At 69.3% G+C, this 26,858-nt stretch carries 27 protein-coding genes and 7 pseudogenes; 12 read left to right on the top strand and 22 right to left on the bottom strand.

What is annotated here, in order from left to right; genetic code table 11:
* Window positions 1–131 precede the first annotated feature (131 nt).
* From ACK8N7_RS35225 to ACK8N7_RS35205, 5 genes are all read right to left on the bottom strand, one after another.
* The gene (locus ACK8N7_RS35225; RefSeq protein ID WP_500445137.1) at window positions 132–2,228 is read right to left on the bottom strand and encodes a xanthine dehydrogenase family protein molybdopterin-binding subunit; all 2,097 of its coding nucleotides are present in this window, start codon (window positions 2,226–2,228) and stop codon (window positions 132–134) included.
* A gap of 79 nt (window positions 2,229–2,307) precedes the next feature.
* A complete protein-coding gene (locus ACK8N7_RS35220) occupies window positions 2,308–3,318 on the bottom strand; it encodes an FAD binding domain-containing protein (protein ID WP_500445135.1) in 1,011 nt (336 codons plus the stop codon).
* Window positions 3,315–3,878, bottom strand: coding sequence for a 2Fe-2S iron-sulfur cluster-binding protein (locus ACK8N7_RS35215; protein WP_403215568.1), 564 nt, complete (start codon window positions 3,876–3,878; stop codon window positions 3,315–3,317). Before ACK8N7_RS35215 ends, ACK8N7_RS35220 begins: the two co-directional genes overlap by 4 nt.
* A gap of 47 nt (window positions 3,879–3,925) precedes the next feature.
* Window positions 3,926–4,315 (bottom strand): hypothetical protein, encoded by a 390-nt coding sequence (locus ACK8N7_RS35210; protein WP_015606738.1) that lies wholly within the window; start codon window positions 4,313–4,315, stop codon window positions 3,926–3,928.
* Between the two features lie 89 nt (window positions 4,316–4,404).
* Entirely contained in the window at window positions 4,405–5,370 is a 966-nt protein-coding gene (locus ACK8N7_RS35205; protein ID WP_500445132.1) for an LLM class F420-dependent oxidoreductase, read from the bottom strand.
* Between the two features lie 88 nt (window positions 5,371–5,458).
* Here ACK8N7_RS35205 and ACK8N7_RS35200 point away from each other — a divergent pair, with 88 nt between their 5' ends.
* From ACK8N7_RS35200 to ACK8N7_RS35190, 3 genes and pseudogenes are all read left to right on the top strand, one after another.
* Window positions 5,459–5,791 carry a DUF6479 family protein gene (locus ACK8N7_RS35200; RefSeq protein WP_403215572.1) on the top strand — a complete coding sequence of 111 codons (333 nt, stop codon included), beginning with the start codon at window positions 5,459–5,461 and terminating at the stop codon, window positions 5,789–5,791.
* A gap of 54 nt (window positions 5,792–5,845) precedes the next feature.
* Window positions 5,846–6,750, top strand: a pseudogene (locus ACK8N7_RS35195) (cation diffusion facilitator family transporter); the annotation flags it as partial.
* 112 nt (window positions 6,751–6,862) lie between these two features.
* Window positions 6,863–7,687 (top strand): VOC family protein, encoded by an 825-nt coding sequence (locus ACK8N7_RS35190; protein WP_403215574.1) that lies wholly within the window; start codon window positions 6,863–6,865, stop codon window positions 7,685–7,687.
* A gap of 5 nt (window positions 7,688–7,692) precedes the next feature.
* Here ACK8N7_RS35190 and ACK8N7_RS35185 read toward each other — a convergent pair whose 3' ends face one another.
* Window positions 7,693–8,226, bottom strand: a complete 534-nt coding sequence (locus ACK8N7_RS35185; RefSeq protein ID WP_500445129.1) for a DUF6328 family protein — start codon at window positions 8,224–8,226, stop codon at window positions 7,693–7,695.
* A gap of 227 nt (window positions 8,227–8,453) precedes the next feature.
* Here ACK8N7_RS35185 and ACK8N7_RS35180 point away from each other — a divergent pair, with 227 nt between their 5' ends.
* The gene (locus tag ACK8N7_RS35180; protein WP_403215578.1) at window positions 8,454–8,834 is read left to right on the top strand and encodes a VOC family protein; all 381 of its coding nucleotides are present in this window, start codon (window positions 8,454–8,456) and stop codon (window positions 8,832–8,834) included.
* Between the two features lie 9 nt (window positions 8,835–8,843).
* On the opposite strand, the gene ACK8N7_RS35175 is transcribed toward ACK8N7_RS35180, so the two are convergent.
* The 12 genes and pseudogenes from ACK8N7_RS35175 to ACK8N7_RS35120 all read right to left on the bottom strand — a co-directional run bounded on the left by ACK8N7_RS35175 (window position 8,844) and on the right by ACK8N7_RS35120 (window position 18,063).
* Window positions 8,844–9,338: a GNAT family N-acetyltransferase gene (locus tag ACK8N7_RS35175; RefSeq protein WP_403215580.1), complete on the bottom strand. Its 495-nt coding sequence runs from the start codon at window positions 9,336–9,338 to the stop codon at window positions 8,844–8,846.
* Window positions 9,339–10,022: 684 nt separating this feature from the next.
* Window positions 10,023–11,606 (bottom strand): type I polyketide synthase, encoded by a 1,584-nt coding sequence (locus ACK8N7_RS35170; RefSeq protein WP_500445127.1) that lies wholly within the window; start codon window positions 11,604–11,606, stop codon window positions 10,023–10,025.
* Window positions 11,504–11,794: a hypothetical protein gene (locus ACK8N7_RS35165; protein ID WP_500445125.1), complete on the bottom strand. Its 291-nt coding sequence runs from the start codon at window positions 11,792–11,794 to the stop codon at window positions 11,504–11,506. Before ACK8N7_RS35165 ends, ACK8N7_RS35170 begins: the two co-directional genes overlap by 103 nt.
* Before the next feature lie 86 nt (window positions 11,795–11,880).
* Window positions 11,881–11,991 (bottom strand): annotated as a pseudogene (locus ACK8N7_RS35160) (transposase); the annotation flags it as partial.
* 140 nt (window positions 11,992–12,131) lie between these two features.
* Window positions 12,132–13,065 (bottom strand): annotated as a pseudogene (locus ACK8N7_RS35155) (IS5 family transposase).
* Between the two features lie 256 nt (window positions 13,066–13,321).
* The gene (locus ACK8N7_RS35150) at window positions 13,322–14,554 is read right to left on the bottom strand and encodes an IS4 family transposase (RefSeq protein WP_500441916.1); all 1,233 of its coding nucleotides are present in this window, start codon (window positions 14,552–14,554) and stop codon (window positions 13,322–13,324) included.
* A gap of 48 nt (window positions 14,555–14,602) precedes the next feature.
* A pseudogene (locus ACK8N7_RS35145) lies at window positions 14,603–14,834 on the bottom strand (DUF5655 domain-containing protein); the annotation flags it as partial.
* Between the two features lie 139 nt (window positions 14,835–14,973).
* The gene (locus ACK8N7_RS35140; RefSeq protein ID WP_403219727.1) at window positions 14,974–15,765 is read right to left on the bottom strand and encodes an ABC transporter permease; all 792 of its coding nucleotides are present in this window, start codon (window positions 15,763–15,765) and stop codon (window positions 14,974–14,976) included.
* On the bottom strand, window positions 15,762–16,766 hold the full coding sequence (locus ACK8N7_RS35135) for an ATP-binding cassette domain-containing protein (RefSeq protein WP_500445123.1): 1,005 nt from the start codon (window positions 16,764–16,766) through the stop codon (window positions 15,762–15,764). The genes ACK8N7_RS35140 and ACK8N7_RS35135 overlap by 4 nt, the downstream gene beginning before the upstream one ends.
* A gap of 289 nt (window positions 16,767–17,055) precedes the next feature.
* On the bottom strand, window positions 17,056–17,382 hold the full coding sequence (locus ACK8N7_RS35130) for a DUF1048 domain-containing protein (RefSeq protein ID WP_500445121.1): 327 nt from the start codon (window positions 17,380–17,382) through the stop codon (window positions 17,056–17,058).
* A gap of 1 nt (window position 17,383) precedes the next feature.
* The gene (locus ACK8N7_RS35125; RefSeq protein ID WP_403219721.1) at window positions 17,384–17,740 is read right to left on the bottom strand and encodes a DUF1048 domain-containing protein; all 357 of its coding nucleotides are present in this window, start codon (window positions 17,738–17,740) and stop codon (window positions 17,384–17,386) included.
* The gene (locus ACK8N7_RS35120) at window positions 17,737–18,063 is read right to left on the bottom strand and encodes a PadR family transcriptional regulator (protein WP_403219719.1); all 327 of its coding nucleotides are present in this window, start codon (window positions 18,061–18,063) and stop codon (window positions 17,737–17,739) included. Before ACK8N7_RS35120 ends, ACK8N7_RS35125 begins: the two co-directional genes overlap by 4 nt.
* A gap of 358 nt (window positions 18,064–18,421) precedes the next feature.
* On the opposite strand from ACK8N7_RS35120, the pseudogene ACK8N7_RS35115 reads away from it, so the two are divergent.
* The 6 genes and pseudogenes from ACK8N7_RS35115 to ACK8N7_RS35090 all read left to right on the top strand — a co-directional run.
* Window positions 18,422–18,696: pseudogene (locus ACK8N7_RS35115) on the top strand (beta-glucosidase); the annotation flags it as partial.
* Window positions 18,697–18,980: 284 nt separating this feature from the next.
* Complete coding sequence (locus tag ACK8N7_RS35110; RefSeq protein ID WP_500445965.1) at window positions 18,981–19,712, top strand: hypothetical protein; 732 nt, start codon at window positions 18,981–18,983, stop codon at window positions 19,710–19,712.
* A gap of 148 nt (window positions 19,713–19,860) precedes the next feature.
* A complete protein-coding gene (locus ACK8N7_RS35105; protein ID WP_403219715.1) occupies window positions 19,861–20,181 on the top strand; it encodes an STAS domain-containing protein in 321 nt (106 codons plus the stop codon).
* Between the two features lie 482 nt (window positions 20,182–20,663).
* Window positions 20,664–20,762, top strand: a pseudogene (locus ACK8N7_RS35100) (hypothetical protein); the annotation flags it as partial.
* Between the two features lie 15 nt (window positions 20,763–20,777).
* A complete protein-coding gene (locus ACK8N7_RS35095) occupies window positions 20,778–21,044 on the top strand; it encodes a hypothetical protein (RefSeq protein ID WP_403219734.1) in 267 nt (88 codons plus the stop codon).
* Window positions 21,001–21,183 (top strand): annotated as a pseudogene (locus ACK8N7_RS35090) (transposase); the annotation flags it as partial. The gene ACK8N7_RS35095 and the pseudogene ACK8N7_RS35090, both read left to right, overlap by 44 nt.
* A 120-nt stretch (window positions 21,184–21,303) precedes the next feature.
* On the opposite strand, the gene ACK8N7_RS35085 reads toward ACK8N7_RS35090, so the two are convergent.
* Window positions 21,304–21,972 carry a hypothetical protein gene (locus tag ACK8N7_RS35085; RefSeq protein WP_500445963.1) on the bottom strand — a complete coding sequence of 223 codons (669 nt, stop codon included), beginning with the start codon at window positions 21,970–21,972 and terminating at the stop codon, window positions 21,304–21,306.
* 142 nt (window positions 21,973–22,114) lie between these two features.
* Here ACK8N7_RS35085 and ACK8N7_RS35080 point away from each other — a divergent pair, with 142 nt between their 5' ends.
* Window positions 22,115–22,552, top strand: a complete 438-nt coding sequence (locus ACK8N7_RS35080) for a DUF4259 domain-containing protein (protein WP_403219713.1) — start codon at window positions 22,115–22,117, stop codon at window positions 22,550–22,552.
* Between the two features lie 648 nt (window positions 22,553–23,200).
* Window positions 23,201–23,449, top strand: a complete 249-nt coding sequence (locus ACK8N7_RS35075) for a hypothetical protein (RefSeq protein ID WP_403219711.1) — start codon at window positions 23,201–23,203, stop codon at window positions 23,447–23,449.
* Between the two features lie 42 nt (window positions 23,450–23,491).
* Here ACK8N7_RS35075 and ACK8N7_RS35070 read toward each other — a convergent pair whose 3' ends face one another.
* The 3 genes from ACK8N7_RS35070 to ACK8N7_RS35060 form a co-directional block, all read right to left on the bottom strand.
* Window positions 23,492–23,881 (bottom strand): hypothetical protein, encoded by a 390-nt coding sequence (locus ACK8N7_RS35070; protein WP_403219709.1) that lies wholly within the window; start codon window positions 23,879–23,881, stop codon window positions 23,492–23,494.
* Window positions 23,882–24,414: 533 nt separating this feature from the next.
* Window positions 24,415–25,211, bottom strand: a protein-coding gene (locus ACK8N7_RS35065) for an IS5 family transposase (RefSeq protein WP_500445117.1) whose coding sequence is annotated in 2 segments (ribosomal slippage) — window positions 24,415–24,863 and window positions 24,863–25,211 — 798 coding nt in all. Because the reading frame shifts where the segments join, the coding sequence is not laid out codon by codon here.
* A 239-nt stretch (window positions 25,212–25,450) separates the two neighbouring features.
* Window positions 25,451–26,683, bottom strand: coding sequence for an IS4 family transposase (locus ACK8N7_RS35060; RefSeq protein ID WP_500445922.1), 1,233 nt, complete (start codon window positions 26,681–26,683; stop codon window positions 25,451–25,453).
* Between the last annotated feature and the right edge of the window lie 175 nt (window positions 26,684–26,858).

Here is a 26,858-nt window from a genome sequence, read left to right as displayed (position 1 = left end):
CGTCGTACCAACAACCCCCGAACACGAAGCGTGAGCACTGATCACTTCTGGGTCACTCATTAGGGTCACCCGGGTGGGCCGTCCGCGCAACAGATGAGCAGTTCGCCCTGGTGAGGGCTGTCCGCCCCGCGTCAGAGGAGGTAGGGCAGCAGCCGGTCGGGGGTGAGCGGCAGTTCGCGCAGCCGGGCCCCGGTGGCGTGGCGGACCGCGTTCCCGATGGCGGCCGCGGTCCCGACGATGCCGATCTCCCCGATGCCCTTGGAGCCCATCGGGTTGAGGTGGCGGTCGTCCTCGTCGATCCAGTGCGCCTGGATGTCGAGGGTGTCGGCGTTGACGGGCACGTGGTAGGCGGCGAGGTCCTTGGCGGTGAAGTCGCCGAAGACCGGGTCGATGGCCGAGCCCTCGGTCAGCGCCATGCCGATGCCCATCACCATGCCGCCGGTGAACTGGGAGCGTGCGGTACGGGCGTTGAGGATCTTCCCGGCGGCGTACACGCCGAGGAGCCGACGCACCCGGACCTCGCCGGTGACGGAGTCGACGGCCGTCTCGGCGAAGTGGGCGCCGAAGGCGTGCCGGGCGTACGGGGATTCGGCGGCCGTCTCCTCCTCGGTGTCACCGGTGGCGGTGAACCCCTCGGCGGGCAGCGGCCCCCGGTGGTCGGCGAGGCGGGCGGCCAGCCCGGTCGCCGCCTTGTGGACGGCCCAGCCCCAGGAGGCGGTGCCGGAGGAGCCGCCGGCCAGCGGGGCGGTGGGCAGGTCGGTGGAGCCGATCCGCACGTCGACGGTGTCCACGTCGACGGCGAGGGCCGAGGCGGCGATCTGGGCGAGGACGGTCCGGGCCCCGGTGCCGATGTCGGTGGCGTTGACCTCGATCCGGAAGGTGCCGTCGGCTGCCGCGTGGGCGCGGGCGGTGGACCGGGAGACGAGGACGGGGTACGTCGCCGAGGCCACGCCCGTACCGAGGAGCCAGCGGCCCTCCGGGCGGGCGGCGGGGCGGGGGTCGCGGCCGTGCCAGCCGAAGCGGGTCGCGCCCTCGCGCAGGCAGGCGGCCAGGCCCCGGCTGCTGAAGGGGCGGCCGCTGTCCGGTTCGGTGGCCGGGTCGTTGAGCAGCCGCAGTTCGACCGGGTCCATGCCGAGGGCGGAGGCGAGTTCGTCCATGGCCGACTCCAGCGCGTACATCCCCGAGGCCTCACCCGGCGCGCGCATCCAGGAGGGGCTGGGGACGTCCAGGGCGGCCACCCGGTGCGTGGTCGTGCTGTCCGGGGATCCGTACATGACACGGGCGGGTACGGCGGCCTGCTCGACGAACTCCTTGATGGTGGAGGTGTGGGTGACGATCTCCTGCGAGACGGCCTGGAGGACGCCTTCGAGGTCGGCGCCCAGGCGCACCCGCTGGATCGTGGGGGCCCGGTGGCCGACGACCTCCGCGAGCTGGGCGCGGGGGAAGACCATCTTGACCGGGTGGCCGGTGTGGCGGGCGGCCATGGCGGCCATGATCGCCTGCGGGCGGGTGGTGCCCTTGGAGCCGAAGCCGCCGCCGACGTGCTCGGAGACGACCGTGATGTGCTCGGGGCCGAGGCCGAAGACCCGGGCGAGGCTCTTGCGCACGGCGTCGGAACCCTGGCTGGAGTCGTGCACGGTGAGGTGTCCGTCCGCCCACCACGCGGTGGCGGCGTGCGGCTCCATGGGGTGGTTGTGCAGCGAGGTCAGGCGGTAGGTGGCGTCGACCTGGACGGGGGCGGCGGCGAAGGACCGCTCGAAGTCGCCCCGCTTGCGGACGGCGGGGAAGCCCCCGTTGGCCTTCTCGGGCGTGTAGAGGCCCGGGTGGTCCTCGGTGAGGGTCACATCGTGCTCGGTGCTCTCGTACTCGACGAGAAGGCGCCCCGCGCCCGTCCGGGCGGCCTCCGGGGACTCGGCGACGACCAGGGCGATCGGCCAGCCGTGGTGCGGGACACGGTCGCTCTGGAGGACGGCGAGGATCGGGTCCTCGGGTTCGGCGAGGGCCGGCGCGTTGTCGTGGGTGAGCACGGTGTGCACACCGGGGACGGCGAGCGCGTCGACCGCCCGTACGGCGGTGACCCGGCCGGCGGCGATGGTGGCCGGGACCGGCCAGGCGTACAGACAGCCGGGCGGGGTGTGCTCGGCCGCGTACCGGGCGGTGCCGGTGACCTTGTCCCGGGCCTCCCTGCGGACGACGGGCGCACCGGTGAGCTGCGGGGCGTGGGGCATGGCGGCGGGGTCCTCCGGTCGGTGGGGCGGGGGTCAGGCGGTCGGCGGGGTGGGGGTCAGGCGGTCGGTGAGGTGGGGGTCAGATGGCCGGGCCGGCCTCGGGACCTTGCGGCTCGCAGAGTTCACCGAGGACGTCGAGGGCCACGCGGCGGACGAGGTCCACCTTGAAGGCGTTGTCGCGCAGGGGCTGCGCCTCGGCCAGTTCGGCGATCAGGGCATGCTGGAAGGCGGCGGGCGTGGCGGGGGCGCCGAGCAGTTCGGCCTCGGCCCGGCGGGCGCGCCAGGGCCGGTGGGCGACGCCGCCGAACGCGAGCGTGGCCCGCTCGACGCGGCCGGCGTCCACCTGGAGGGTGGCGGCGACGGAGACCAGGGCGAAGGCGTAGCTGGCGCGGTCGCGGGCCTTGCGGTAGCGGGAGACCGTGCCGGGGGCCGGCGGCGGGAGCACCACTTCGGTGATCAGCTCGCCGGGCCTGATCACGGTGTCCTGGTCGGGGTTCTCCCCCGGCAGCCGGTGGAACTCGGTTACGGGGACGGCCCGTTCGCCCTCCGGTCCCAGCAGCAGCACGGTCGCGTCGAGGGCGGCGAGGGCCACGGCCATGTCGGACGGGTTGGTGGCCACGCACTCCGGGGAGTGCCCGAGGATCGCGAGGTCGCGGTGGGAGCCTTCGCGGGCGGGGCAGCCGGAGCCGGGGAGCCGTTTGTTGCAGGGCTTGGAGACGTCCTGGAAGTAGGAGCAGCGGGTGCGCTGGAGGAGGTTGCCGCCGGTGGTGGCGGTGTTGCGGAGCTGCCCCGAGGCCCCGGCCAGCAGCGCCTGCGAGAGCGCGGGGTGGTCACGGCGTACGTCGGGGTGGGCGGCGAGGTCGCTGTTGCGCACGGTGGCGCCGATCCGCAGACCGCCGTCCGGGGTGCGGACCACCCGGTCCAGCGGCAGTTTGGTGACGTCGATGAGGAGGCCCGGTTCCTCGACGCCGAGTTTCATGAGGTCGACGAGGTTGGTCCCGCCGCCCAGGAAGCGGGCTCCGGGGCCCGCCGCGCAGAGCCGTACGGCTTCGGCGGTGGTGGTGGGTCGCTGATAGCCGAACGGTTTCACGGCGTCACGTCCTCGATGGCTTCGACGATCCGGGGGTAGGCCCCGCACCGGCACAGGTTGCCGCTCATCCGCTCACGGATCTCGTCCGCGCCGAGGGGGGCGGGGGACTCGGTCAGGGCGTCGGGCGGGGTGGCGTGGGACGGGTGGCCGTCGGCCGCCTCCTTGAGCATGCCGACGGCCGAACAGATCTGCCCGGGGGTGCAGTAGCCGCACTGCAGGGCGTCGCGCTCGACGAACGCCTGCTGCACGGGGTGCAGGGTGTCGCCGTCGGCGAGTCCTTCCACCGTGGTGATCGCCGAACCGTCCTGGGCGACGGCGAGGAGCAGGCAGCTGTTGGCGCGGCGGCCGTCCACGAGGACCGTGCAGGCGCCGCACTGGCCGTGGTCGCAGCCCTTCTTGGCACCGGTCAGGCCGAGCTGTTCCCGCAGCAGGTCCAGGACCGTGGTGCGGTGGTCGAGCGTCAGCTCGGTCTCCTCCCCGTTGACGTGCAGGGTCACGGTGGAACGTTCCACCGTGACCGGTTCCGGTGCGGTGACCGCTTCCAGGGCGAGGGAATCCATGCTCGAACACCTTTCACTACGGGTCCTGCTGGGGCGACGAGGACGTGTCAGCGGTTCTCCAGGCGGAGCCTGACCTCCTGCTCCTGATCCCCCGCCGCCGTGCCGACGACGCGCACGGCGAACGCGCCGGTGAGGTGGTCGCGCAGCCGGTCGACGGCCCAGTAGCCGCCCTGGGCGTCCACCGTGACCGGGGCGGAGAGCGTCACGGGTTCGGCGGGGGCCTTGGGCTCGGAGACGTCGACGGTGGTGACCCAGACGGTCGGGCGGGGGCCGCTCGTCGCCTCGGGTTCGTCGCCCGCGTCCCGGTCGGAGTCGAAGGCGCTGCCGAGCACGCCGAACACGCTCCGCGCGTCCGCGAGGTCGCACCGGCTCAGCGACACCAGCACCTCCTGGCCGGCCGTGGAGTCGTCGCCGCTTCGTTCGGGGGTGCTGTTCACGGGGTTCCTTCCGTCGGGTGTCGGCCTTCGGGTCCACTCCAGGCTGACCCCGCATCGGGCCGACGGCGACACGGGAGGGCCGAAGAGGGCTACAGCTCGCGCAGAGCGGGCAGGAGGGACTTCTCCGCGCAAGAGATGAAGGACTGCTGGTGTTCCCCGCCCACCTGGACCAGTGCGATCTCGGTGAATCCCGCCTCGCTGTAGGCGCGCACCGCGTCGACGAACTCCTCGACGTCCTGCCCGCACGGGATCGCCGACGCGACGTCCTCGGGGCGGACGAGCTCGGTCGCCTGGGCGAAACTCTCGGGCCCGGGGAGTTCGGAGTTGACCTTCCAGCCGCCGACCGACCAGCGGAACTGTTCGTGGGCGCGGGCCACCGCGGCGCCCCGGTCGTGGTCGTAGCAGACGGGCAGCTGGCCCACCCGGGGCTTCCCGGTGCCTCCGTGCCGGTCGAAGCCGTCCAGCAGGGCGCTCTTCGCCTCGGTCGCGATCACCAGGTCGGCGCTGCGGCCCGCGAGGGCGCAGGAGGCCGGGCCGGAGACCGCGACGCCGATCGGCACCCGGGTCCCGGGCAGGTCCCACAGCCGGGCGTTCTCGACGTCGAAGTGGGTGCCGTGATGGCTGACGTCACCGCCGTCGAAGAGGGCGCCGATGATCTCCACCGCCTCTTCGAGCATCTCCAGCCGTACGTGGGCGGCCGGCCAGCCCGCGCCGACGACGTGTTCGTTGAGGTTCTCGCCGGAGCCGAGGCCCAGCCGGAACCGGCCCTCGGCGAGGATCTGGAGTGTCGCGGCCTTCTGGGCGACGACGGCGGGGTGGTAGCGGGTGGTCGGACAGGTCACGTACGTCATCAGGCCGATGCGCTCGGTCGCCTGCGCCGCCGCGCCGAGCACCGCCCAGGCGTACGGGGCATGGCCCTGCTCCCGGAGCCAGGGGAAGTAGTGGTCGGAGGTGACGGAGAAGTCGAATCCCGCCTTCTCCGCGGTCACCACGTCCCGTACGAGCTCCCGCGGTCCGGTCTGTTCGGTCATCATCGTGTAGCCGATTCGCACCATGCGAAACGCTTTTCCCCTGAGATACTCATAAAACATGAATTGATGTGAACAGCCGACTGACACCCTCCCCCCGGGGTATGCGGCAACCATGGACGTATCGAACGGAGCCACGCAGCCACTGGCCGCCCTTCTCGCCGACGGCACGGGCGCGCTGGCGATCATCTTTCCCGTCGCCGCGCTCGCCGTGGTCGGTCTGCTGATCGGCGGATTCGTGCTGGGCAAGCGCAAGAAGGATGCCGAGCTGCCGCCGCCGCACCCCCACGAGCAGCCCAGCAAGCCGGAGGGGCGCACCCATATCGACCGGAGCGATCCGCACTCCACGGGCAAGTTCCCCGAGGACGGTCACTCCCTGTCCCCGTACGAACTGAACGACCACGGCAACGAGCCGATCCCGCCCGACACCGACCCCCCGCGCAGCTGACCCGTCCGCGATCAGGGGGCGGGTCCGCCGGCCCCCTCGTCACCGGAGGTTGTGTTGAGCCGGTCGGCCGCCGACCGACGAACCCGCGTCACGGTCCTGGTCGCGCTGGCGGCAAACCTCGTGATCGCGGCAGCCAAGACCGCGGGAGGGCTGGTCTCCGGCTCGCCCGCCCTGCTGTCCGAGGCGGCCCACTCGGTCGCCGACAGCCTCAACGAGATCTTCCTGCTCGCCGCCCTCCGGCGCAGCCGCCGCCCCGCCGATCCCGTCACCCGTTCGGCTACGGCAAGGAGCGGTACTTCTGGGCGCTCCTCGCCGCGGTCGGTATCTTCGTGATGGGCGGTTGTTTCTCGTTCTACCAAGGGCTCTCGGCGCTGCGCGGGGACGACGACGAGCCACCCACCGGATACACCGCGGGGCTGATCGTGCTCGGCGTCGCCCTCGTCGCGGAGAGCACGTCGCTGGCCCGGGCCCTGCACCAGGCGCGGGGCGAGAAGGGTGCGGCCCTCGACCCGGCGCTGCGCACCGTCATCGCGGAGGACAGCACGGCGGTGCTCGGTGTCAGCCTGGCGATCGCCGGGATGTCCCTGCACCTGGCGACGGGAAGCGTGGTCTGGCAGGCGGCCGCCTCACTGGGTATCGGGCTGCTCCTGGTCCACGTCGCCTTCCGGCTCGGCCGGGACGCCCGGGACCAGCTCATCGGGGAGTAGTCCGTCGATCCCGGGCTCCGGCGCGAGCTCGTGGGCTTCCTCATGCGCCAGGACGAGATCGACAACGTCGCCGAACTCCTCACCATGCGCCTGGGCATGCACTCCGTCCTGGTGGCGGCCCGGATCGACCTGGCTCCCGCCATCGACAGCGAGCGGGTGGAGGAGGTCTCGATGCGCATCCGGCACGCGATGTGCGAGCGGTGGGCGCAGGCCGACCAGGTCTTCCTGGACATCACGAACGCCCCGCCGCGCATCAGTCTGAGAGCGCGGCCCGCGTTGCGCCCGCGCACGGTTCGGCCGAGGGTGGGTGCTGGACCGCAGCGGCCGCCCCCTGCGGCGCACACCCGCGAGAAGGCAGTGGACCATGACCGGAAGCGATCCCCGCAGAGCCCCCTCCGCGGCGCCCCTGACGGGCCCGGCGGCCCCGTGCTGGGTCACGCTGATGACCCGGGACCTCCAGGCCGCCCAGCAGTTCTACGCCGGGGTCCTGGGCTGGTCGTTCCGCCCGGGGCACCTCGGCGCCGAGTTCTCCGTGGCGCGCCGGAGCGACATTCCGGTGGCCGGGATCTTCGCCGTGTCGACCGCTTACCAGGTCGCGGTGGCCTGGACGCCGTACTTCGCGGTGGCGGACGCGGACGTGGCCGCCGCCCGGGTCCGGGAGCGCAGCGGAACGGTGGCGGTGGGGCCGCTGACTCTCGGCAAGGGGCGTGGCGTACTGGCCTCGGACCGCGACGGCGCCTCGTTCGGCCTCTGGGAGCGCACCGAGCCCGCCACCTCGCCGCCGGCCCCCGACGACCACGCGCACGCCTGGCTGCGGCTGCGGACCCGTAACGCCTTCGACGCGGCGATCTTCTACGGCGAGGTACTCGACTGGGCGAGCGGACGTCCCGGATGCTGCGACGTCGCGTACGAGGGTGACGAGGTCATCGTGCGGTGCGAGGGGCGGCCGCTGGCCCGGATCAGCTCCGGGGCGGTGGAGGCGGCCGTCGATCCGCTGGTGCGGCCGCACTGGCAGGTGCAGTTCCCGGTGGAGGACGTCCCCGTGACGGTGGCGGAGGCCGTTCGGCAGGGCGGCTCCCTTGTCGAGGAACGGTCCGTCCTCGGCGGCGGGGAGGCCACCCTGCGGGACCCGGACGGCGCGCTGTTCACGGTGACCGACGTGCGGAGCCCGGTGGGCCCGGAGGGCTGAGCCGCTCAGTCCCGGGTGCCGGCGGACGAGTCGCTTTCGCGCGGCTCGTCCGTGGGCTGTCCGGAGCGGCCCCGGGCCAGTGCCCAGAGGGGGAAGATGAACCAGCAGGCCAGGAACCACAGCGCTATCCCGGCGACCAGCCAGAGGGCGAAGGTGTTGTGGAGGGCGACCCGCATGATCAGCAGCAGGGTCGAGCACATCGTGAAGAACAGCAGCACCAGCCCGACCACGGTCATGCGCGAGGCCCAGATGACCGTCTCGGGCTTCATCCGGCGGCCGGTGAGCAGCCGGTGGTAGGTGACGGGGCCGATGAGCGCGGCCACGGTCGCCGAGCCGAGCACCACCGTGACGATGTAGATGTCACGGTCCACGTCCGAAAGGTCGGCGAACCTCGGCTGGAACACCACGGCGAGGAGAAAGCCGAAGAGGATCTGCACCCCGGTCTGGGCGACGCGCAGCTCCTGGAGCAGTTCGGACCACTGCCGGTCCGCCCGCTCCTCCTCGGTCTCCTCGCGGCCTCTGCCGTTGGTCGTTGACACGGGCACTCTCCTCGACTCGACGCGACCGGGAGCACTGACACACCCGTTCGATCCGGGACTACATGTGCCCCGGCCTCACCGGCTCAATCCCACGGGCACGGCCCGTACTTCCCGCTCGACCGCGTCATACCGTTCGTTTAGGATCGCGCCTACGGCATCGCGCGTCGGTCACCGTCCGGGTGAGGCGTGGAGGTAGCCCGTGAGATGCCCGTTGGAGGCATTCCACCGTGTCGGTCGAGTTGAACCACACCATCATTCATTCCCGCGACAACCGCGAGTCCGCCGAGTTCCTGGCGGATCTGCTGGGCCTGGAAATCGGACCGGAATGGGGCCCCTTCATCCCCGTCGTCCTCGCGAACGGCGTCACGCTGGACTTCGCGACGATTCCCGAAGCGTCGATCACCCCGCAGCACTACGCCTTCCTCATCTCGGAGGCGGAGTTCGACACGGCGTTCGGCAGGATCCAGGAGCTGGGGATCGCGTACTACGCCGATCCCCACCAGAAGCTCCCGGGCGAGATCAACCACCACGACGGCGGCCGGGGCGTCTACTTCCCCGATCCGAGCGGTCACGGCATGGAGCTCATCACCCGCCCCTACGGCGGCTGAGCGCGGCGCTCAGCGCCCGACCGGGAGCAGGAGCTCCGGGCGGTCCCACATGACCGCGGGCGGGTTCGCACGGACCGTGCCGGTGGGTTCGGCGCCCACACCGCGGTAGAAACCCTCGGCGGGCGGGTGCGCCACGATCCGGACGCCGGTCAGGCCCGCCCGCCGGGCCTCCTCGCGGAGGTGACCGATGAGCAGCCGTCCGATGCCGCGCCCCTGCGCCTCGTCGGCGACGAACATCAGGTCGAGCTCCGGCGGCCGGAGGATCAGCGCGTAGAAGCCGAGGACCCGGTCGTCACCGCGGTCGGCGGCGACGAAGACCTGGTGCGTCTCGATGTAGTCCGGTCCGATGCGGTAACCGGCGACCATCGGAGCGTACGGGCCCTCGTAGGCGCGTGACGTCCGGACCAGCCGGGTGAGCCGGCGGGCGTCACGCGCCGTGGCCCGGCGGACCAGGGGGTCCGGGCGGAGCGGGCCGCGCCCGGGGTGCGTAACGCCTGATCTCATGCGTCGAGTATTACGTACGGCGGCACATGCACGGCACACGGACCACTCCGACGGGCCATGTCCGCATGAACGGCTGTTCGGGGGTACGCAAACTCCTGCACGCCGCCCGGTGGTCGTTCCGCCGGGCCCGGACCGAAAGGGTTGACCACTGTGCGACAACAGAGCTGCGTACCGGCCGATGAGCGGTGGGGGTGGTAGCCGTGACAACGGTGATCATCGAAACAATCACTAGTACTCCAGGGTGGGAAGGCCGCTGAACAGCGGCGGAGTGGATTTCGCGGGATCGCCTGGGAGACGGATGGGAAATGAGGGTGTCCACAGCCCGGCTCCCACCAGTTCCTTCTCCCAGACTGCCTGGAGATACCCAACGATCCGCTCCTCCATCGCGATCGTCACCTCGCTATACGGACGCTCCACACCGGGCAGCTCATGCCGGCTGGTGACCGCCTAGACGGTGGTGATGTGACCTTGCCGGTCTCGCGGTCGGTGCGGCGGCGCTTCATCCGGACCGCCTGGCAGGCGCCGGGGAAGAGCAAGTTCCGGGGAAGAGCAAATTACTGAGCCTCTTCAGCGGGCACCTCAGGGAGTGAACGACTCTCCTTGGTTGACTGGCCCCTTCAGCTGCGACAGCAGCCAACGCCGGCAGGCACAGCCGTCACTCGATCTTGGCCGTTCTGAAGAAGCTCACTGACCGGTGGCGACCTTGATCCGGCGGATCCCGGAGCGCAGCGCGGCCGGACTCCGGTGGTGCGGTCCGGCGTCGATGCCGCTGGACGCGTGGACGTCACGGAGCAGGGCCTCCTGCGAAACGGAGCTGGGCGCGGTGATGCCGTTGGTCGCACCGTCGTGGTTGCTGCCCGTGGCGCGGATGACTCCGTGGATGTGGTCCCCGTCGGCGATCGCGTCGCCCAGCCGCTTGAGCACGAGGACGCCGACGCCCTCACCGGGGACGAAGCCGTCGGCGCGGTGATCGAAGGTGTGGCAGCGGCCCGTCGGCGAGAGCATCCCGGCCAGCTCGTAGAGGCGGGGAGTCGTCTGGACGAAGACGCCGCCCGCCAGTGCCATGTCCGTCTCGCCCGACCGGAGACCCCGGCAGGCCAGGTCGATCGCGATCAGCGAGCTGGAGCACGCCGTGTCGACCGCCAGGGCGGGGCCCTTCAGGTTGAGGAGGTAGGAGACGCGTGCCGGGATCAGGGACGCCATGTTGCCCCAGAAGGCCTGGGCCGGACCGTTCTCCCCGACCAGTTCGTGGTAGTCGCCGTTCCAGCAGCCCACGTACACACCACAGCGGGCCCCGCTCAGCTCCCGTCCGGCGTGGCCCGCGTCCTCCAGGGCCTTCCATGCCTCTTCCAGGAGCAGTCGCTGCTGGGGGTCCATGACAGCGGCCTCGACGCCCGAGATCCCGAAGAAGAGGGGGTCGAACCGGTCGATGCCGTCGAGGAATCCGCCCCGCGTGCAGCGTGCCGATCCGTCGGGCCCGGTGGCCGGGAGGTCCCAGCGGGTCGCTTCCGTGATGAGGTCGTCGCCATTCGCCAGATGGGTCCACAGCTCGTCGAGGGTCTCGGAACCGGCGAACCGTCCGCTCATCCCGACCACGGCGATCGGCTCGGGGCCGGTCGCCGGCCCTACGGGAACGGAGCCGCCGGCGGTCTCCGGGCGGGCGGGGGTGACGCCGCTCGGCGTCCGGGCCGGGCGGGGGGCCGAGGTCGCGGGGGCCGGGGGGACGGAGGTGGGGGCAGCCACGGGCCCGTACTCCGCGAGCAGATGCGCGGCGAGGCGGTCGGCGGAGCTGTGGTCGAAGACGACATCGGTCGAGAGGTCGGTACCCAGCTCCTCGTTGAGCACATGGACGAGACGGACGGCGAGGATGGAGTCGAGTCCGTAGTCGGCGAACGCGAGCCCGCCCTCGATCTCGTCCTGCGGCCTGACCAGGACGTCCGCGATCTTCGCGCGCACCAGCCGTGTGACCCGTTCGCCGGGTGTGACACCGGCCAGGTCCTCGGGTGACGTCTCCGGTGCGGTGCGTGGAGCGACGGCGGCGGGATCGTCGGTCGGTGCGCTGGTGGACGCACCCGTACGGACACCGGTGTTGGTCGCCTCCCCGGCCGGCTCCAGGTCCCCGATCCAGAACCGGTCCCTCGCGAACGGGTACGTCGGCAGGGAGATCAGGCGGGGTGGCGGCACCGCCCCGGGGAGTGCCCGCCAGTCCAGGTCCAGCCCGTCGGCCCAGAGCGCGGCCAGCTTGTCCTGTGCTTGCCCTCGCGGCACCACCGTTCGGCAAGGAGTTCCCGGAGGTCGTCGTCGGCCCAGATCTCGGCGGCCGCGCCCCGGTCGTGCCCGGCGCTGCCCCGGTGCAGTCCCGGCACCGCCATCCCGTCGCCGGTCTCCGCGAACGCGCGCAGCATCCGCCGGAGTTCGGGCAGCGAGTGCACCGTCACCGCCAGGCGCTCCGTCATCGCCTCGCGTCCGGACCGCAGGGTGAACGCGAGATCCGCCAGGCGACCGTCCGCCCGCGCGCCTCCTCTTGTTCCAGGAACGCCACCAGGCGGGCGGCCATCGGCTCCACCGACTTACGCCCGCCGTCCAGCAGCAGGCCCCGCAGATATACCCCGCCCCACCGCCGCTGATCCGCCCGCGCGAACGGCTCGAACATCTCCGCCGAGAAGTCCTCCAGATCACACCGGACCGCAGCCAACTCCCCACTCAGCACACCCGGTCAACGACCCGACCGATCAAGATGACACGCCATCACGGATCGCACGTGACCAAGCCCTACAGGCACTGTTTCCTGGATCATGTTCGGAGCCAGATGACGAGGGCTGCGAGTGTGACGGTGCCGAGGTAGATGTAGGCGCGCTTCTCGTAGCGGGTGGCGACGGCCCGGAAGCCCTTGAGGCGGTTGATGGTGCGTTCGACGGTGTTGCGTTTCTTGTAGCGCTCGCTGTCGAAGCCTGTCGGTCGACCGCCTCGGGAGCCTCGGATTTTGCGGTGTCTTTGCTGGTCGAGGCGTTCGGGGATGGTGTGCGGGGGATGCCGCGTCGTCGCAGGCAGCGGCGGTTTCCGCGGGACGTGTAGGCCTTGTCCGCCAGGACGCGGTCGGGCCGGGTGCGAGGCCGGCCGACGCCGGCCCGTGGTACCGAGACCTGCTCCAGGACCCGATCGAGCTGGGGCCCGTCACCGTAGTGTCCGGGCGTCAGGACGAGGGCGAGGGGCCGGCATAGCCCGTCGGCGACGAGGTGGATCTTGGTGGTGAATCCGCCGCGGGAACGTCCCAGGCATTCGCCGATCTGACCACCTCCTCCAGGCGGGCGGCCAGTTTCCGCAGTACCGGATCGACCTGGTTCGTCCCCCGTCCGGTCCCCTTTTGAGGAACAGTGGCCGGAGGAGCCTTCCTCGCGCCGGCGGCGTGCTGGTGGGCTCGTACTGCTGTTGAGCCCACCGACACGTCCCAGTCGATCCTGCCCTCGGCATCCTCAGCTGTCTGAATGCGGGACAGCAGCATCTGCCAGGTCCCATCGGCTGACCAGCGGCGATGCCGTTTGTAGACCGTCTCCTACGGTCCGAACCACTCGGGCAGATCCCGCCACTGGACACCGGTCCGCACTCGGTAGAGAACCCCGTTGATCACCCGGCGGTGGTCGCTCCACCGACCACCACGCGCACCACCAGGAGGTAAGAACGACTCCAGCCGATCCCACTCCGCATTCGTCAGACCACCACGGCCCATACAGCCAGCCTGGCCTCAACACCCCACCCACGTCAGGAGATCCGAGAAACAGTGCCTAGACCCAATACCGCTGATTTAGGAGACTTTCTGGCGTCTGCTGGTTGCTTTGGTGGGTGGGACGAGTGTGATGGCCCTGGTGGGTGGTTGGGGTGGGTTGCGGTGGTGGGTGTGCTTGAGGTGCCAGTTGCTCATCTTGCGTTTGATGACACGGGGGTTGGAGCGCTGTCTGCGGGGTGGGAGGAGTCGTTCCAGCAGCTCACGGGTGGTGTCGGTCATGGCTCGGCTGAGTCGTGAGGGGGGAAAGTGCCGCTTGGTCGGTGACGTGGCGGCGGGCGATGCGAAGGGTTCGGGTGAAGGACAGCCGGTCGGGGTCGAGGCCGGCTTGCTGAGCTGTGTGGTGCATAACCTCTCGTAATGCGTGGTGCACGAGGAGGAAACCGTAGATTTCCTGCTCGACTCCATCGGGGTACTGGGATCGCAGGACCAACTGGCGGCCGCCCTGGTGGGTCTTGATCTCGTCCAGGGTGTTCTCGATCTCCCACCGCTGGTGGTAGAGGTTCGCAAGGTCGTTGGCAGGCGCCTGGTCCGGGTCGCAGATGGTCGTGATCAGCCGGTAGACCGTCTCGTCGCCGGCTCGGCCGAGGGTGTATTCGATGACGCGGACCCGGGCCGGATCACGGCGGCCACGGTCGCCGGTGCCCACGATCTCGGACAGATACGAGCCGTCCTCGAAGGCTTCGAGGAACGGCAGCACAATGTTCTTCCGGACGCGCCACAACAGGTCCGCGCCCGTGCCTGAAGCGGCCTTCCACAACTCGAAGCCGGTAATGCCGCGGTCAGCCATGAGAAGCGTTCCTGGCTCGAGCCGATCCAGCAAAGCAGGGATGAGCTGTTGCTCGTGGAGCGACAGCGGACCGGTCGCCGCGGCGAACACCGCATGCGTCCCGCACTCCACCAGGGCGGCAACCCTCACCTGCGGATATGCACTGCGCTGCTGTCCCCGGCCGGAGCCGGGACGGCCGAAGAACGTGCTGTTCGCCTCGGTGTCCGGGACGTCGAAGACGGTGCCGTCCACGGCCACCAGCCGCCACTGGCGATACCAGGCGCCTGCCGTGCCCGGGGCGGCCACCGGCAGGCAAACTCGCGCGAACAGGGCCTTCAACGGCTCCGGCCCCAGCCGTCTGCGGGCTCTGCCGATCGCCCCCGTCGTCGGCACCCGCCAGGGCTTCTCCCACTGCCGCACACGTTCCAGCCCCTGCGTCAGCAACCGGGCCACTTCCTCATAGCCCTGACCGGAGAACAGGCACATCGCGAGCACGAAATACACCACCACCCGGGCCGGCAGCAGCCGGGAACGCTGTTCCCGGCGCCCGCACTCCGCGATCACCTCATCCACCACCCCGGGTGGATACACCCGCGTCAACACACCCAAAGCGATCCGGTCCGACAACCGATCACCCGACGACTTCACCTGCCCAGGCCTCGGCACACCACATCCAACGACCAACACAGCTCAAAGTCACCGGTATTGTGCCTAGACCTGCAGCTTGCTGTGCTGCGGCGGGCAGAGGGCACGCGAAGCTTCGGAGCCGCTGATACGCCCGGTACTGCTTGCGCTCGACCCGGCTCACACCGTGCCCGAGCCCGAGCCCGAGCCCGAGCCCGAGCAGAGCTTCGTCGACCGCGCTCGCCGGCTCCACCATCGACGAGCCCTTGACCTCGGCAGCCGCCAGGGCAACCACCTGCCCGCGGGCCCGGCGAACTACCTGCCTGCAACGGATCTCCGACGCCGGGTACGACGAGGCCGGTAACGAGCTGGACCGGCTGCTGAAGGCGCCGACAGACGGGCATCGGGAGTGAGTATCCGGCCGGCCGGCGCGCAGCAGCGCTCCTGCGATGTCCGCTCGGCTACTTCGGGTCGCGGTTGAACTGAGCTGTCGACCACCGGTAGCCGAGCGCGATCAAGGCGAGGCACCAGGCGATCGCGATCCATCCGTTGTTGCCGATCTCGGTGCCGAGGAGGAGGCCACGGAGGGTCTCGATGGCCGGGGTGAACGGCTGGTACTCGGCAATTGGCTGAAACCATCCCGGCATCGTGCCGGCCGGGATGAAAGCGCTGGAGATGAGCGGCAGCAGGATCAGCGGCATGGCCATGTTGCCGGCCGCCTCGGGGTTCGGACTGGCCGCGCCCATCCCGACCGCGATCCAGGTGAGCGCCAGGGCGAACAGTGTGATCAGCCCGAACGCCGCGATCCACTCCAGTGCCGTGGCATCCGTGGACCGGAAGCCCATGGCCACCCCGACGGCGCCGACGAGAATCACGCTCATCACGCACTGCAGCACGCCGCCGACGACATGCCCGACGAGCAGAGAGCCCCGATAGATCGCCATCGTGCGGAAGCGGGCCGTGAGTCCCTGGGTCATGTCCACGCTGACGGACACCGCGGCCCCGATCACGGTACTGCCGACGGTCATCAGCAGCAGGCCGGGGACGATATAGGCGATGTAGTCGGAGCGGTCCGCGCCCCCTCCGCCGATGCCGGCGCTCATCACGTCGCCGAAGATGTAGACGAAGAGCAGCAGCATCATGATCGGCGTGAGCAGCAGGTTCAGGGTTCCGGATGGGTAGCGCCATGCGTGCAGGAGGTTGCGGCGCAGCATGGTGTTCGAGTCGCGTACGGCGAGGGAGAGAGTGCTCATCGGACGGTCTCCTCGGTGGGCTGGTTGGGGGCGTCGGCCGGGCCGGTCAGGGCGAAGAACACGTCGTCGAGGTCGGGGGTATGGACGGTCAGTTCGTCCGCCTCGATGCCGGCGGAGTCGAGCCAGTCGAGGATGGAGCGCAGTTCGCGCTGACTGCCGTCGCTGGGGATGGACAGCACCAGTGCCTCGTCATCCCGGGTGACCTCGCGCAGGGCGTCAGCGGCGGACTGGTACGTGACCGGGTCGGTGAAGCGCAGTCGGATGTGCCCGCCCGGGATGAGCCGCTTGAGCTCCTCTGCAGTGCCCTCAGCGGCGATCTTGCTGTCGTTCAACACGGCTATGCGGTCGGCGAGTTCGTCGGCCTCCTCCAGGTACTGGGTGGTGAGGAAGACGGTGACGCCGTCGGAGACGAGGCCGCGGATGATGGCCCACATGTTGTGCCGGGAGCGCGGGTCGAGGCCGGTGGTCGGCTCGTCGAGGAAGATGATCCGGGGGTTGCCGACCAGCGTCATGGCGAGGTCGAGACGGCGCTTCATGCCGCCGGAGTAGGTGGACGCGGGCTTCTTCGCGGCCTCGGTGAGGTCGAAGCGTTCCAGCAACTCGGCTGCCACCCGGCGTCCTTCGCGCCTGGTCAGGTGGTGCAGGTCCGCCATGAGGAGCATGTTCTCCTCGCCCGTGATCAGCCCGTCGACGGCGGAGAACTGGCCGGTGACGCCGATCGCGGCGCGTACGGCCTGCGGGTCGGCGACCAGGTCGTGGCCGCCGACGTGCAGGTCACCGGCGTCCGCCGTGATGAGGGTGGAGAGGATCTTCACGGCGGTGGTCTTGCCGGCGCCGTTCGGGCCGAGCAGGGCGAAGACGGTCCCGGCCGGGATGCGGAGATCGATCCCGTCGAGGACGAGCTTTTCGCCGTATGCCTTGCGCAGCCCGACGGCGGAGATTGCGGTCGGTGACAGGTGACCGTCCCCCTGCTTGGATGTGGGCATGACAGGTGAAGGCATGGTGACTTCCTTTCGGGGCTGAAGACACAGGGGGAAGCTGTTTCGGAACCCAGATCGAGCGACTGTCCGTGACTACACGTCAGTCCTGTCGTCTTGGGGAATGGTGGCCAGCGGTCAGCCGCCGCGGACCTGGTCGCCTAGAGCTTTGTCTCGGCGACCTGCTCGACCACCTCGGTGAAGGAACTGGAGCGGCTGCTGATGACCGGTCGGCCCGGGCCTGTGTGCGCTGCGCCAAGCCGGACGAACCGCGTGTGCGGCAACTACGCCCACTGACATCGGGCGAGGGGCGCTACTTCGCGGCCGTGCCGGAGTCCCCGCCGATGGACTCCTGATAGGCGTCCGCATAGGTGGGCGAATCCTTGACCAGGTCGTCGCAGAACGCGGCGACGTCCGTGCCGATCAGTTCCAAGACCCCCTTGCCCGCGGCGGCGCCCTCCTCGAAGAAGTCGACGATCCCGGGGAGCAGGGGCCCGTCGGGCAGGTCGACCGGTCCGACCTTGAAGAAGTACTTCTGCATCTCCTTGTAGACGATCTGGTAGTCCGGCGGGAGTGCCTTGACCCGAGCCGTGTGCGCCCGCCACTGCTTCTTGCCCTCGATGATGTCCTGGATGCTCACGTCAGCCTCCCAGCCGGTTCAGTTTCCTTGCGACGTTCCTGTTCAGCTGCTCGCGCCACCGGTCGCGGTAGGTTCGAGACCCTTCACCGCCGGCAAGCGCCGTGCAGAAGCCCTGGATGTCGTCGCCGAGTACCTCGTGGACGCTCTGCCCGTCAGCTGCGGTTTCTTCGAGCAGCCCCAGTGCGGCGTCGAGGATCGGCATCAGGTTGCGGCCGGTGAAGTCCCCGTGGGGCAAGAGGTGGCCCTTGATCTGTTCCCACGCAGCCCGGTAGTCGTCCGGCAGGGCCTCGGCCCTGGCTTCGAACGCCTTCCAGTCCCTGGTGAGATCGCTGCCTGTGATGGTCTCCCAGAAGTTCACTTGCCGCCCTCCTTGAGCCTGTCGATGCGTGATGAGACGTATAGCCATTTCGTCCAGAACTTCGCGAGTTCCTCGCGTCCGGCGTCGTTGAGCGCGTAGAACTTGCGCGGCGGACCGACTCCTGAAGGTCGCTTCGTCACCTGGACGAGTTTGTTTCGCTCCAGCCGCAGCAGGATCGTGTACACCGTCCCCTCAACGACGTCGGCGAAGCCGAGCTCGTTCAGTTGACGAGTGATGGCGTACCCGTACGTTTCCTCCCTGTCGATGATTTCGAGCACGCATCCTTCGAGCGTGCCCTTCAGCATCTCCGTCAGGTCGTCCATTGCGAGTCCTCCTCGGCCCTAGTGGTACTGCGTAGTACCGAGTACCACTACACAGTATCACCGAGTAGTAGAGGATGTCACCGCGCAGTCCGACAGGCTCGGTGCTTCCCCTACCGCAACACGCTGAACTTGACAGAGAAGTCGTCATGAGCCCGGAGCCAGTGCTCGTCGCGCTCGGAGTTCAGTCCGCAGCGCCTGACGAGGTCGCAGGTGCAGCTCACGCCGCCGTGGCACGTCTTGTCGCCCTCCTCACGGTGTTCCCGCGGCGTACCGCGTCGCCGGGACCACCACCAGCGCCGTGCTGTGCTGCGCCGTTGCGGCCTCAAGGACCGGAATTGCACTCCCCCCGTCGGCCAGTAACGGACGGCTGCCGGAGGACCTGGTGGGGTGACGGACTGGTCGTTCGTGAAGGCCGCTGACCTGGAGGTCACGTCGACCCCGATCGACTCGCTGGACATCAGCTCCTACTCCCCCAGCGTGGAGTCGCCCTCGCCGAGGGCGGGCGTGGAGCAGCATGTGGCATTCACCCCGGCGGAGGGCCCGCGCACGGCGATGGACTGGCCAGTGGAAGCGGGCCTGTACGAGCTGCTGACCCGACTGCGAGACGAGTTGCCGTCCGTGCCGGTGCTGGTGCTGGTGCTGGTGCTGGTGCTGGTGCTGGTGCTGATGCTGGTGCTGGTGCTGGTGACGGAGCAAGACCGGCACCCTCACCGAGGGCACCCCCCGCGTCACCGACATCCGTCCCCTGCACGGCTCCGGGCTGGACGGGGATGCCCTGCCTGTCGAACTTCGTCTGCGCCATGGCCGTGCCCTTTCTGTCTGCGTCCCGGCACCTCACACCCGGAAGCGGACACAGAACGTAGAAGCTCTGCCCTGTGTATAGGTTCTGGCGATTTGGGATCCCTGAGCTGCGGCCTGTGGACGGCCTCGCGGACCAAAATTCCGCACGGGATCCGCCTGAGCGGCACCGCCGGTACAACGGAAGGGCCAGGGACGATCTACGGGAAGAAGGCCTGATCGCAGACCGTGAACAGCAGCGCCGACGTGAGCAGTACCTGCAACGCAGCAGGGACGCCCAGGAGATGTGGGACCGCGAGATCGCCTGTCCCGACGGGCCGCTGCCCGGTGCGGTTCTCGATGTGCTGGAACACCGGAAGGGCTGGTTCGGACGTGTGCAGTTGGTACCCGGCCGCTCGGCCAGCGACATCGGCAAGGCCGCAGCCGTCATCGAGGAGGTGTGGAACCTAGTGTCCGGATCGGTGGTGGTCGACTCCAGTGGCAGCAGCGCGGAACTGTGGGTCCACGACAAGCCTTCTTCCGCCCGCCACCACCGGCTCCGGCCGCTGAGCGGCCTCACCCACCACGGGCAAAGAGGCGAGGACGGCTTGTACGAAGGCCAGGCGAGCCATCTGCAGGCCTGGGCGAACCTGTACGCGTACTCGTACAAGGCAATGCGCGGCGGCCTCGTCGACATGGAGCGTTTCCTGCGCCGCCTGGCCCGCTTGGAAGCCGGGCTGACCGACTGGGCCCACTACGCCAAACCCGGGGTGCTGGCCGGGATCGTGGAGAAGGCCGGCCTGCCCCACGAGAGCCTGTCCAAGGACGTCGCCGAAGCGGTCGGAATGCAACGACCCAGCAGCCCACACTGACGGATCCGCACGAACCCGGGCCCGGCCCTCCGGTGGGAGGGCCGGGCCCGGGTGTTTCCGGTCAGGGTGGCAGGGGTTGAGGGCTTGGGCTTCCACGGCATCGACGAACAGTTCCCGCGATTCATGATCAGTTGGGGATACTCCGTCGATGTCGGCTCATCAGCCGCAGCCCGCCGCACCCGGCCCGCTCCCCGTAGTCGCCCCGCATGGCGACTTCGACGAAGACTCCCTGCCCCCGCTGGAAGCGCGGATCAAGGAAGCCGTGCACACGCACGGCGGGCTGATCCTGGACGCAGGCAACATCACCTTCGGCGACTCCACCTTCCTGTGCCTGCTCCTGTCCACGGACCAGGACACCGACCTCCGTATCGCCGCACCCTCCCCCGCCGTCACACGACTGATCAGTATCGAGGGCGCCGACCAGGTCCTGCGGATCCACCCCACCGTGGAAGCCGCCCGCAGCGCCTGACAGGGACCTCGTGCTCTGTGTCCCGCTTGCGGTCAGCTCTCGGCGGTGCGCGCTCGTACGATGAGCTCCGTGACCACTCGCCGCGTCCTTGGCGCAGGACCCCACGCCCCCGCGCCCAGCAACATCCGAGCGGCCGAGGCCGACATCCTCGATGCTCTCCCCGGCATACGCCTGCCGGACCTCCATGCGCTGCGAGAGCGCGGCGTCGTCGGGTCCCGCCTCCCTGGCACCCCGAGCACCCGTCGGGCCCTCGGGGCCGGGGCTGTGGTCGAAGAAACCTCACAGACTGAATGATCTGCGGGAGGAAGAGGCGTTCCGCACTGACCACAGCGCCGGGTCTACGGCACAGGTGGCGGCCATCGTCTCGCCTTGCCGAGTACCGGCGGGTGCCTCCCGTTCTCGGGTTCTGGCTCAACTTCTGTGAAGCATCAACTCTCCGTGACGGTTGATCTTCATTGCAGCTCTCGCTCGGTCGTCCTGAAATGCTCCGTGGCGGCCGTGTCGTGCCCGAGACTTCGAGCTGTGGAAGGTGGTCGAACCGGCTTCATGGGTTCTACCTGCGGTTTCCTGCTGATCTGCCCAGCGCGGGAAGGCGTGTGGTGCTGCGCCTGCAGGTCCGCCGATTCATCTGCGCGGACACCTCCTGCGGACGGCAGACCTTCGTTGAGCAGATTCCGGGACTGACCCGCCGTCACGCTCAGCGGACTGACCGGCTGCGTTCGGTGTTGGCCGAGGTGGGTCTTGCGTCGGCCCCGCGGGTAGTGGGTATCGACGAGTACGCGATGCGCAAGGGCCGTATCTACGGGACACTGCTGGTCGATGTCGAACCCGGCAGGCCTTGTGGATCTGCTGCCGGACCGTGAGGCAGCCACTGTCGCCGCCTGGCTTGCTGAGTGTCCTGAGGTCGAGGTGGTCTGTCGTGACCGTGCCCCCTTCTTCGCCGAAGGCGCCAGCACCGGGGCTCCCACTGCAGTGCAGGTCGCAGACCGATTCCATCTCTGGCGCAACCTCGGCGAAGCCACCGAGCGATGCGTATCGCGCCATCGCACCTGTCTGCGAGCGCCATTCATTGTTCCCGGCTCCGAGAGCATCACCGCGCCTCCGGCTCCCGAAGCTGGCGCGTCACCGTGGCCGACTGGACACCGCTTCGCCGATCGAATCCGCGAGAAACACGCCATCATGCACGGAATGCTCGGCAAAGGACACAGTCGGCGGGCGGTTGCCCGCGAACTCCGGACGGCCTACCGAACCGTTCAGCGCCTGGCCGACGCGGTAACCCCGGAAGAACTCTTTCAAGGACAGTGGCAAAACCGCAGAACGAAGCTCGACGAGTTCAAGCTGCACTTGCCCGAGCGGTGGGCCGAGGGCTGCAAGAATGCCTGGACCCTCTGGAAGGAGATCCAGAGCCACGGATACGCGGGCGGATACGGTGCCGTCCGCGCCTACCTTCGTCCCTTCCGGGATGCCGCGCCGGAGGGACGGCCGGCGTCGCCCAGAACTGTGGCTGGGTGGATTCTCACCCACCCAGACGCCCTTCCTGAGCGGGAGCGACTGAAGCTCAAGTCCGTTCTGGCCCACTGCCCCGAGCTGGACGCCCTCGCCGGGCATGTCCGTTCCTTCGGGCAGATACTCTCCCAGCTGCAGGGAGAACGGCTCCCCTAGTGGATCGCGGCGGTCCGGGCCGACGACCTGCCCAACATGCACACCTTCATCAACGGCCTCGAACGCGACCTCGCGGCCGACACCGCCGGCCTGACCCTGCCCTGGAGCTCGGGCGTCGTTGAAGACCATGTCAACCCGCATCAAAACGATCAAGCGGCAGATGTACGGACGAGCTGGCTTCAAACTCCTGCGCAAGCGGGTACTGCTCGCTTCGTGACCGCGCTGTCAGCGGCCAATACGACGATCCCCAGGCAGCCACGCGAGGAGAGACATGGGCACCTGGGACATCGGCCCCTTCGGCAACGACACCGCCGCCGACTTCGGAGGTGACCTGGACGAGGCAGCAGCGGAAGAACGCGAAGCCATGGTCCGGAGCGTGCTCAAACGTGCCGCCGGGCCTGCGGACTTCCTGGATACCTCCGACGGCGAGCGAGCAGTGGCCGCGGCCGCCCTGGTCGTCGCCCAGCACCCTGACGGCGAGCCCGTGTGCTCGAACTACGGCCCATCAGAACCGCTGCCCGAATTGCCCGCAGACCTTCGACTACTCGCCGTCGACGCCCTGGACCAAGTGGTCTCCAACCGGTCTGAACTCGCCGAGCTTTGGGCCGAAGCCGCGAACTGGTCGAAGTGGCGCCAGGACATCACCCGCCTCCGCGACGTCCTTGACACTCCGATTCCGCCACAAGAGGAAGCCCTTTTCGAGATCTAGTCGGTGACTTACAGTCACGACCCACAGAACTTTGAGCCAGAACCCGTTCTCGTCGACATCGAGATCCGGGCTCGGCGAGCGCCTTCCGAGGCCGTCGACAACTGCTGTCGTGTGACGCCAACAAAGCCAGTCACCCTCTTTGTCACCCTCCGGGGTGGGCAGGATGGGCGGGTATGGATCTACGGGACCGAGCCGGTCGGGGCGAGCATCCGCTGGCCCGGCCACACGTACGCGGAACTTGTCGGCGGACCACTCGACGGCCGACTCCTCGACGTCACCGAGTGGGCGGCCCAGCAGCTCCAGGAGGGGGCACTGCTGCCCTGCGAGACCGGGGGATGTCCGGGCCCTGCGGGGGCAGCGGCTAGGCGGCCCAGGAGGGCGGGCCAGGGCACTGTTCTGGCAGGGGTATGTCCCCTGAAACCATGCCCCTTTCATCGCGGGCGCGGCCGCGCAGGGGGGAGGAAGGAGGGAGGGGGCCGACCGACGGCAGGCCGGTCCGGTTCGACTCCACCCTGTCGAAAACCTTCCAGACGGGCTTGGGGAACTCACACGGGGCCGGGCCGCCGTGGTGGGTCCGCTCATGAGGGCTGGAGGCAGGGCTACGGGCTTCTGACCTGCGGTGGTGAGCTGCAGCTGCTCGGTGCACTGTTGGATCGGCAGGTTGAAACCGCTGTCCATCGGCCCGGCCGGCGGGGCGAGCTGGGCCGCGCGCTCACCACGGCAACTGAAGGCCGACCGCTATCCGGCTGGTCCACCGACGCCGGCCGCACCGAGGACATCGGGCTGCGCCAGGCCCGCACCACGCTGCTCGAGGCGGTCGCACGCCACCACCACGCTCACCTGCTCGCCGCCATCGTCGAGTTCGGCGGTGAGCTGGAGCTCCCAGCTACCCGCTAACGGGCACTTCAGGGGGCGCGGTCATCCCAGAAGGCTGGGCGGTCAGCGCCGGCCGCCGCCGATGCGGCGGGCGTCGGCCAGTGCGGTCAGCGGGCCGAACTCGCGGGCAAGCTGGTTCCACGTCAGAACCTCGCCACAGCGGGCCGGGAACTCCTTCGGGTTGAACTCGGGCATGGTCCAGGTGCCAGTGCCCCGGTCCCGCAGCCACAGGTCCCCATCACCGTCGACCACAGTCGGCGGGACCGGTACGGGCTCGGCCTGATCGGTGGGCTCCCAGGTGACCCGGCCCGGGTGGGAAACGCGGCGCAGCTCGGTGGTGGCCAGCCGCGCGACCAAGTCACGGGTGGACTCTTCGGCGTCCTTGACCGACGCGAGTCGAAACGCGTCGTCAAGTACGGGCAGGGCGGGATTCTTGCTGCGCTTTGAACTCATACGCTGACTACCTCCGGTGGGGGGCGTCACATCCGTTGTGGCACCCCGTAGAGGAACACGGTATCCGAGGCGGGACCCGGGCCGGCTACGACCACTGTCCAGGTGGAGGCGCTGGCACACCGGGCGGTGGGGCCAGGTGGTGAGCTGGTCCTGGACGTGGCGCAACCCGTGGTGGTAGCGCTCAGATATGGCGGTCCGGGTCTGAGAAGGTGAAGCCGCCGGGGGCGAGCGGACGTCGGGCCGGGGCGGGGCGGGTGCGGGCTCGGTCTCGCCGGGCAGCTCGCGGAAGTCGGCGGCCTGCTCGACCGGCATCAGCCGGCGCCCACCCGCCTGGGCGGGTACGGGAGCGTCGGAAGCGGGCTCGGAGAAGGCGGGAGCGAGAGCGGTCGACGGTCGATCATGATCCCTAGTCCCCCAGGTCCGGCCCTGCGGGTAGGGCCAGGCCGCTATCAGCGGTGATAGTGCTCTGCCCCTGGCCAGCAGGGCCAGGCTGGTTGTTTCAGCTCACCAGAACAGAGCGGTCAAGACGTTTCTCATTTGGTGAGTCTGCGGTAGCAGGCGATGCTGGTGAAGGCGAGGAAGTGGTCGGCTTTGCGTTCGTAGCGTCGGTGGAGGCGGCGGCAGCCGGCGAGCCAGGCCATGGTTCGTTCCACGGTCCAGCGGTGGCGGCCCAGTCGTTGTGAGGACTCGACTCCCTTGCGGGCGATGCGGTGGGTGATGCCGCGTTCGCGTAGCCATCGCCGCAGGTGGGCGTAGTCGTAGCCTTTGTCGGCGTGGAGTTTGCCGGGCTTGCGCTGTCGTCGGCCGCGGCGTGAGCGGATCGGCGGGATGCCCTTCACGAGCGGGATGAGGGCCTGGCTGTCGTGCAGGTTGGCCCCGGAGATGCCGACGGATATGGGCAGACCTGATCGTTCCGTGATCAGGTGGATCTTCGAGCCGTACTTGCCCCGGTCGACAGGATTCGGACCTGTCAGGTCCCCCTTTTCAGGGCCCGCATGTTCACCGAGTCGATCGCGCACCGCGACCAGTCCAGCTCGCCACGGGCACCGAGCTCGTCGAGGACCAGGCGGTGGAGCTTGACCCAGACCCTGGCCTTCGACCACTCCGAGAACCGCCGGTGGGCAGTGGCGCCGGACGGGCCGAACGACGCCGAAGGCAGCTGCTGCCAGGTACAACCCGACGTAGCCACGAACACAATCGCCGCCAGCACCTCCCGGTCGCCGTGCCGACGCCGACCACCGCCCTGAGGCCGCGACGGCGCCTCCGGCACCACCCGCTGGAACAACTCCCACAACTCGTCCGGCACCAACCGCTCAACGACCCCCACCATGGCCAACACTCTACCGAGTCGCCCAAATGAGATGACTTCTAAGGGCAATACCGGTGATTTAGGCGGCCTTCTGGCATTTGCTGGTTGCTTTGGTGGGTGGGACGAGTGTGATGGTTCTGGTGGGTGGTTGGGGTGGGTTGCGGTGGTGGGTGCGCTTGAGGTGCCAGTTGCTCATCTTGCGTTTGATGACACGGGGGTTGGAGCGTTGTCTGCGGGGTGGGAGGAGTCGTTCCAGCAGCTCACGGGTGGTGTGGGTCAGGGCTTGGTTGAGTCGTGAGGGGGGAAAGTGCCGCTTGGTCGGTGACGTGGCGGCGGGCGATGCGAAGGGTTCGGGTGAAGGACAGCCGGTCGGGGTCGAGGCCGGCTTGGTGAGCTGTGTGGTGCATGACGTCGCGTAATGCGTGGTGCACGAGGAGGAAGCCGTAGATTTCCTGCTCGACGCCGTCGGGGTATTGCGATCGCAGGACCAACTGGCGGCCACCTTGGTGGGTTTTGATCTCGTCCAGGGTGTTCTCGATCTCCCATCGCTGGTGGTAGAGGTTCGCAAGGTCGTTGGCAGGCGCCTGGTCCGGGTCGCAGATGGTCGTGATCAGCCGGTAGACCGTCTCGTCGCCGGCTCGGCCGAGGGTGTATTCGATGACGCGGACCCGGGCCGGATCACGGCGGCCACGGTCGCCGGTGCCCACGATCTCGGACAGATACGAGCCGTCCTCGAAGGCTTCGAGGAACGGCAGCACAATGTTCTTCCGGACGCGCCACAACAGGTCCGCGCCCGTGCCTGAAGCGGCCTTCCACAGCTCGAAGCCGGTGATGCCGCGGTCGGCCATGAGAAGCGTTCCCGGCTCCAGCCGGCCCAGCAGAGCGGGAATGAGCTGTTGTTCGTGGAGCGAGAGCGGACCGGTCGCCGCGGCGAACACCGCATGCGTCCCGCACTCCACCAGGGCGGCAACCCTCACCTGCGGATATGCACTGCGCTGCTGTCCTCGGCCGGAGCCGGGGCGGCCGAAGAACGTGCTGTTCGCCTCGGTGTCCGGGACGTCGAAGACGGTGCCGTCCACGGCCACCAGCCGCCACCCGCGATACCAGGCGCCTGCCGTGCCCGGGGCGGCCACCGGCAGGCACACCCGCGCGAACAGGGCCTTCAACGGCTCCGGCCCCAACCGTCTGCGGGCTCTGCCGATCGCCCCCGTCGTCGGCACCTGCCACGGCTTCTCCCACTGCCGCACACGCTCCAGGCCCTGCGTCAGCAGCCGGGCCACTTCCTCATAGCCCTGACCGGAGAACAGGCACATCGCGAGCACGAAATACACCACCACCCGGGCCGGCAGCAGCCGGGAACGCTGTTCCCGGCGCCCGCACTCCGCGATCACCTCATCCACCACCCCGGGTGGATACACCCGAGTCAACACACCCAAAGCGATCCGGTCCGACAACCGCTCACCCGACGACTTCACCTGCCCAGGCCTTGGCACAACACATCCAACGACCAACACAGCTCAAAGTCACCGGTATTGCTTCTAAGGGGCAGTTTTCTGCCCGTTAGCTCCGAACCAGACCCCCTTGGAAGTGCAAACCCGCAGGTGACAGTCCGAAATAGAGCCCCTTAGAGCGCCGGGCCTGCTGGGGCGCCCGCAGTAGGGAGCGGTG

This window comes from Streptomyces griseobrunneus (genome assembly GCF_046713465.1).
Taxonomy (GTDB): domain Bacteria; phylum Actinomycetota; class Actinomycetes; order Streptomycetales; family Streptomycetaceae; genus Streptomyces; species Streptomyces microflavus.
Note: the sequence above shows the minus strand (reverse complement) of the source record. Positions and strands in the feature narration are given on the sequence as shown.

Bases quoted from the DNA above. Each gene is read 5' to 3' on its own strand.
- ACK8N7_RS35225 (WP_500445137.1), bottom strand. From the start codon at position 2,228: ATGCCCCACGCCCCGCAGCTCACCGGTGCGCCCGTCGTCCGCAGGGAG.
- ACK8N7_RS35215 (WP_403215568.1), bottom strand. From the start codon at position 3,878: ATGGATTCCCTCGCCCTGGAAGCGGTCACCGCACCGGAACCGGTCACG.
- ACK8N7_RS35205 (WP_500445132.1), bottom strand. From the start codon at position 5,370: ATGGTGCGAATCGGCTACACGATGATGACCGAACAGACCGGACCGCGG.
- ACK8N7_RS35200 (WP_403215572.1), top strand. From the start codon at position 5,459: ATGGACGTATCGAACGGAGCCACGCAGCCACTGGCCGCCCTTCTCGCC.
- ACK8N7_RS35190 (WP_403215574.1), top strand. From the start codon at position 6,863: ATGACCGGAAGCGATCCCCGCAGAGCCCCCTCCGCGGCGCCCCTGACG.
- ACK8N7_RS35175 (WP_403215580.1), bottom strand. From the start codon at position 9,338: ATGAGATCAGGCGTTACGCACCCCGGGCGCGGCCCGCTCCGCCCGGAC.
- ACK8N7_RS35165 (WP_500445125.1), bottom strand. From the start codon at position 11,794: ATGACGGAGCGCCTGGCGGTGACGGTGCACTCGCTGCCCGAACTCCGG.
- ACK8N7_RS35140 (WP_403219727.1), bottom strand. From the start codon at position 15,765: ATGAGCACTCTCTCCCTCGCCGTACGCGACTCGAACACCATGCTGCGC.
- ACK8N7_RS35135 (WP_500445123.1), bottom strand. From the start codon at position 16,766: ATGCCTTCACCTGTCATGCCCACATCCAAGCAGGGGGACGGTCACCTG.
- ACK8N7_RS35120 (WP_403219719.1), bottom strand. From the start codon at position 18,063: ATGGACGACCTGACGGAGATGCTGAAGGGCACGCTCGAAGGATGCGTG.
- ACK8N7_RS35105 (WP_403219715.1), top strand. From the start codon at position 19,861: ATGTCGGCTCATCAGCCGCAGCCCGCCGCACCCGGCCCGCTCCCCGTA.
- ACK8N7_RS35085 (WP_500445963.1), bottom strand. From the start codon at position 21,972: ATGGTCTTCAACGACGCCCGAGCTCCAGGGCAGGGTCAGGCCGGCGGT.
- ACK8N7_RS35080 (WP_403219713.1), top strand. From the start codon at position 22,115: ATGGGCACCTGGGACATCGGCCCCTTCGGCAACGACACCGCCGCCGAC.
- ACK8N7_RS35070 (WP_403219709.1), bottom strand. From the start codon at position 23,881: ATGAGTTCAAAGCGCAGCAAGAATCCCGCCCTGCCCGTACTTGACGAC.